The following is a 5,640-nucleotide window of genomic DNA, read 5'->3' as shown; positions in this document are numbered from 1 at the left end:
ATAGCCTTTGAAATAAGAAATACTATTCTTATACCTTATATATTGTTAATTATCTGGATTTGTTTATATGATCTACCATATGATATGAGATTTTCTAACTATGTGTCGATTACTTTTACTAGCATATAAATATCGGATGATTCATTAGGAGTACTTATGAAAGAAAAATACGATGTGCCTATTGCATCTGAGTCTGAATTTGTTTCATATATGATGGAGCAAATGAGCCAATTTGGTTTGACTTGTACGGAAGAGCAAGCAAAAGACTTTTACGTGTATTATGCGCGCATGATTGAAACAAATAAATATCTCAACCTCACGGGTATTACAGACATGAAAGAGGTTGTGGTTAAACACATGATCGACTCCCTCTCCTGCTATGACCCGCATATCATCAAATCTGGCATGTCCATCATCGATGTCGGTACTGGCGCTGGTTTCCCGGGCATTCCCTTGGCTATTTACGACCGTAGCCTCAAGGTTACGTTATTTGATTCTTTGAAAAAACGTCTTACCTTCCTTGAATCCGTTATGGATGAGCTACAATTGACGAACTGTACGACCTTACATGGCCGTGCAGAGGATCTTAGTCATCAAGATTACCGTGAAAGCTTCGATATCGCTACGAGCCGTGCGGTAGCAAGATTACCTATTTTGTTAGAATGGACCGTACCATATGTAAAAGAAGGTGGCTACGTAATAGCTCTAAAAGGCGCCATCTACGAAGAAGAAGTGGGCGAATCCAATAAAGCTCTTAGCACATTGAAAGCTAAGATTGAAGAAGTACGCACTGTTACACTTCCAACTTTGGATGATAAACGAGCTATCCTGTACATTAAGAAAACAGGTAAAACACCTAAACAATACCCACGTAAACCAAAAGAAATTAAAGATAAGCCATTAATCTAATGTATGAATAAAGGATGCAAATCTATGATTTGCATCCTTTTTCTTTTTCTCTAGGCTTATTAAATAAAATAAACACCTTTCCCTAAGGCCGACTTAGCTCGCTTTGGAGGCCGTGGGAAAGGTGTTCTATGTTAATCTTATAATGACTTATACGTGGTCAATGATGTGTAATGTTGTATCGATATCGTTTAAAGGCATAATATGTACGCCTGCAGCGATTTTTTTGATTTGTTCCAATGTTTCGATAGCGATTTCTGTACCTGCTTCTTTACCGCCCTTTTCTACGCGGTCTAGGATTTCTTGTGTAAGGTTGATCCCAGGCACTTTTTCGTGTAGATATGTGGCCATTTTGAAGCTTTTAAGTGGAATTAAACCGAGCATAATAGGTACATCGAATTCAGACATTTTGTCGATGTAGCGTTTTGCTTGTTCTAAATCGTAAATTGGTTGTGTTTGTACGAAATGCGCACCGTTTTTAATTTTAGCAGCCAATTTTTGACGTTCAATTTCTAAATCTGGAGCACCAGGGTTGCCAGTAGCACCGATGTAGAAGTTTGTAGGCTCGTCTAAGTCGTTACCTGCCAAGTCTTTGCCAGAATTCAAAGTTTTAGCGATGTTAAGTAAGCCCATGCAGTCTACTTCGAATACGGATTGTGCAAATGGATGGTCCCCATTATCTGGTTTGTCACCAGTAAGGGTTAAGATATTATTTACACCAAGTGCTGCAGCGCCAAGTAATTCGGATTGCAAGCCGATGATGTTACGGTCGCGGCATGTAAGGTGGAAGATAGTTTCGATATCTTTATTGTGTTGTAACAAATAAGACAAGGAAATTGGGCTCATACGCATTTTGGACATAGGGCTGTCAGCGATGTTAATAGCGTCAACCTTACCTTTTAAACGTGCTGCTTGGTCGAATACTTTTTGAGCAGAACTGCTCTTTGGTGGGTCTAATTCAACAGTGATGGTGAATTTCCCTTGTTGATGTTTCTCTCTTAATGTCATCATGTACCTCTTGATCTATACATATGGTGAAAGCTAATCATGTTTAATCTTTTACGTGGTTTTTACCATCAAAATAAGTTTTTAAGATGAGCTTTCACCTTGTTTTGTGTCATGTAAATTAGAAATTATTTTTCTAATGTTTCAAAGTAATCATTTGCGTGGTTAACGGCAGCGATACCGTCTTTAGCATAGATGTCTGCGCCCGCTTGGTCTGCGTAGTCTTGAGAAACTACGGCACCACCAACCATAACCTTAGTTTTAAGGCCTGCAGCGCGGATAGCAGCGATAGTATTGTCGATTTGAGGCATTGTTGTAGTCATCAAGGAACAAATACCAACGAGAGCTGCCTTATTGTCTTTAATCGCTTGAACGATGACTTCTGGATCAACGTCCTTGCCAAGGTCGACGATTTTGTAACCATTGTTTTCAAGCAAGGCTGCTACGATGTTTTTACCTAAATCATGGATATCGCCTTTAACGGTTGCCACAACGACTGTACCTTTATCCAAGCTTTCACTAGCAGGAATGATTTCTTTAATAGTGTTGAAAGCAGCTTGCATTGTTTCAGCAGCGAGCATTACTTGTGGCAAGAATAATTTACCAGAACCAAATTTATCCCCTACTACATTCATCGCTTCAGATAAGCCTTTTTTCGTAATATCTAATGGGTCCATGCCGTCAGCCAACGCTTTTTTCACAAGGTCAACAATAGCTTCTTTTTCGCCTTGTTCTACACAAGCACGGATATTCGCTAAAGGATCATTGCTGTCGAAGGATTTCTTTTCAGGACCTTTTGGAGCAGCATTACCAGGAGCACTTGTTTCATCTTCGTAGCCGTATTCTTTGATGAACTCTGCAGAACCTGGGTCCCAGCCTAATAGTGTTGTACTAGATACGAACGCTTTTTTAGCTGGATAGTTTAATGGATTCATAATTGGTGTTGTTAAGCCACAAGCAAGAGCCATTGTTAAGAATTGGCCGTTCAAGTAAGGACGTTGAGGCATACCGAAGGAAATATTGGACAAGCCCATTACTGTTGGGAAGCCAAATTTCTCTTTGTATAACTGTAATGTACGCAATGTTTGACGTGCACTATCTTCACCGCTGGCAAGTGTTAATACCAATGGATCAAGTAATAAGTCATGTGGTTGAAGACCATAACCATAAGCGCGATTTACGATGCTTTCAGCTAAAGCAACACGGTCCTCTGCTTTTTCAGGCAAATCACCACTGCAGATTGGCAAGCAAAGTAAAGCTGCACCATAGCGTTTAGCCAAAGGCATAACGTGAGTGATGGACTCCTCTTCCCCATTTACGGAGTTGATAAGAGCGCGACCTGGGTAGTTTTTAAGAGCTACTTCCATAGCTGCTGGATCCAATGTGTCGATGGACAATGGAGTTTCAACGAGCATGGATAATTCGAAGATAGCACGTTCCATTAATGGAGTTTGGTCCATACCAGCTACGCCCATGTTTACGTCGAGGATGTCTGCACCTGCTTCTACTTGGTCCAAAGCATCGCGTTTTACGCGGATGAAAGAGCCATCGCGTAACTCTTGAGCAAGAACTTTACGGCCTGTAGGGTTGATACGTTCGCCAATGATAAGAGGTTTTGTATTGTGACCTAATTCTAACAATTTAGTACGGCTCGTAATGATTGTTTTAGGTTCTACGTGAGCACGTTCTTTAGGTGTATGTGCTTTTACAGCGTCAGAAATTGCTTGAATATGAGCTGGTGTCGTACCACAGCAGCCGCCTACATAGCTGGCACCTGCATCTACGATTGGAAGCATCAATGGACCCATTTCTTCTGCTGTAAGTGGGAATACAGTTTGTTTGTTGATTAATTGTGGCATACCTGCATTTGGTTGGCAGATAATAGGCAAGTTTGTTACGCTTGCAATTTCCTCAATAAGAGGTGTGATTTGTTCAGGTCCAAGGGAACAGTTAATGCCGATAATATCAGCACCCATAGCCTCTACGATAGTAGTTGCAACTGCTGGTGGTGTACCTGTAATAGTACGGCCGTCTTCACTGAAAGAAAATTGACAGATGATTTGTACATCTTCTTTTGTCTTCCCTGCTGCTTCACGAGCATCTAAAGATGCTAATAAAGCGGCACGCATTTCTTGTACGTCGATGATAGTTTCAATAATAATGAAATCTACGCCACCTTCAATCAATGCTTCAGCTTGTTCGCGGTATGTGTCATAAATAGAGTCAAAGCTCATGTTGCCCAATGGTTGTAAGAAACGACCTGTAGGACCCATAGAACCAGCTACACGTGCAGATGGTTTAAACTCTGCAATAGCATCTTTTGCTACCTTTACAGCGGCAATATTAATTTCTTTTACACGATCTTGTAAGTCGTAATCTTCTAATTTAAGACCACAAGCACCGAATGTATTTGTAGTGATAACATCACTGCCATGTTGTAAGTACTGAGCGTGAATATTCTTTACTACTTCTGGTTTTTCTATGTTAAATAATTCGGGACAATAGCCCTCTTCTAAGCCTGCAGCTTGAAGCATTGTGCCCATAGCACCGTCAAATATATACATAAACATCTTCCTTTATCATCCTAAATTTTACAATGTTTCACGTGAAACATTATTCTGTTGGTTGGCCTTTCATAGCGATACCAGAGGCTTCGGCTGTTGTTTTGTTACAGCCCTCTTCGCCTTCGTTATTAGACGTTACAATCGCCTTTTCTGGTAGTTTACGAGATGCACAATCTTTTTGAGAACAAGATGTGCAACCGCGTTTTGTTTTGATATCTTCGTTAGCTGGCATCAAACCAATAATAGCTGTTACAGACTTACGTGGGAACAATAAATAGTTCTCTGTTACTTGTAAGCCAATCATCTCTGTTTTGATGATTTTAGCTAGTTGTGGTTGAATTTCTAATGGCCAGTTACCATAGCCAGGGCTAAAGCGCCATGTTGGTTTATAGCCTTGCTTTTTAGCAATTGTATTGATCACTTCATTTACTTGATCCGCTACTTGTTCTACTGCTGTTGTAGCCGCTGCATCAAGTAATAAACCTACAGTGTAGTTACCTTGTTTAAATAACTGTTCACTGCGAATTTCTACATCTTCACCTACTGTTACGCCTAATACATAGACCTTAGTAGACTTTTCTAAATGCTTTTCAATGATGGAACCTTCAATTTTAAGCGGTGGATTGCTCAAAATAGTCTTTGTTTCAGCATCATAATCATATTCTTGATATACACCTTTAGGTGTAGCTAATAACTGGATTTCTTTACATGCTTCGTCAACGTAATTTTGAGGAAAATCCTCTGCATGACGAAGTCCTGCGTATCGTTTTACTTCTGCTTTATCGATGGCAGGAAGCATTCCGTTATAAATGGGCATGGAAACGCCTCCTTTTCAAAATAAAAAGCTCTGCGTATCCGTAGAGCGTGTACTTAATATTAGCATATTGTTTATAGCTTAGATTAATCTCAAGATTTATCTATTTTACGCCTATAAATATAATTACTATCTATTTATTAGTATATAGATATCCATAATGCCTGTCAAAGCATATAGGGCCTGTATTCTCATATAATTTAGTAGTGTGTTGGTATAACTTGAAGCTATATCGAAATATATTTTAATCCTAAAAGTTATTAGTGCTGTTATTTTAAGCATTTTATCTATTATATCTATTATATCTGTTATGTTTACTTGATGATCTTATTATTTTCATTCTAATTGTTT

The 5,640-nt window shown here is 39.4% G+C and carries 4 protein-coding genes; 1 reads left to right on the top strand and 3 read right to left on the bottom strand.

Annotation, left to right across the window (positions count from 1 at the left end):
* Positions 1-156: 156 nt before the first annotated feature.
* Positions 157-909: a 16S rRNA (guanine(527)-N(7))-methyltransferase RsmG gene (rsmG, locus tag QZ334_RS06560; protein WP_295232984.1), complete on the top strand. Its 753-nt coding sequence runs from the start codon at positions 157-159 to the stop codon at positions 907-909.
* Positions 910-1,056: 147 nt separating this feature from the next.
* Here rsmG and QZ334_RS06555 read toward each other — a convergent pair whose 3' ends face one another.
* The 3 genes from QZ334_RS06555 to QZ334_RS06545 all read right to left on the bottom strand — a co-directional run bounded on the left by QZ334_RS06555 (position 1,057) and on the right by QZ334_RS06545 (position 5,292).
* Positions 1,057-1,914, bottom strand: a complete 858-nt coding sequence (locus tag QZ334_RS06555) for a methylenetetrahydrofolate reductase (RefSeq protein WP_024063815.1) — start codon at positions 1,912-1,914, stop codon at positions 1,057-1,059.
* A 125-nt stretch (positions 1,915-2,039) separates the two neighbouring features.
* Entirely contained in the window at positions 2,040-4,475 is a 2,436-nt protein-coding gene (locus tag QZ334_RS06550) for a homocysteine S-methyltransferase family protein (RefSeq protein WP_295232982.1), read from the bottom strand.
* Positions 4,476-4,524: 49 nt separating this feature from the next.
* Complete coding sequence (locus tag QZ334_RS06545) at positions 4,525-5,292, bottom strand: methionine synthase (RefSeq protein WP_295232979.1); 768 nt, start codon at positions 5,290-5,292, stop codon at positions 4,525-4,527.
* Positions 5,293-5,640: the final 348 nt, after the last annotated feature.

The organism is Veillonella sp. (genome assembly GCF_019414865.1).
Lineage (GTDB): Bacteria > Bacillota > Negativicutes > Veillonellales > Veillonellaceae > Veillonella.
This window is presented reverse-complemented; position numbering and strand designations above follow the sequence as displayed.

Bases quoted from the DNA above. Each gene is read 5' to 3' on its own strand.
- rsmG (WP_295232984.1), top strand. From the start codon at position 157: ATGAAAGAAAAATACGATGTGCCTATTGCATCTGAGTCTGAATTTGTT.
- QZ334_RS06555 (WP_024063815.1), bottom strand. From the start codon at position 1,914: ATGACATTAAGAGAGAAACATCAACAAGGGAAATTCACCATCACTGTT.
- QZ334_RS06550 (WP_295232982.1), bottom strand. From the start codon at position 4,475: ATGTATATATTTGACGGTGCTATGGGCACAATGCTTCAAGCTGCAGGC.
- QZ334_RS06545 (WP_295232979.1), bottom strand. From the start codon at position 5,292: ATGCCCATTTATAACGGAATGCTTCCTGCCATCGATAAAGCAGAAGTA.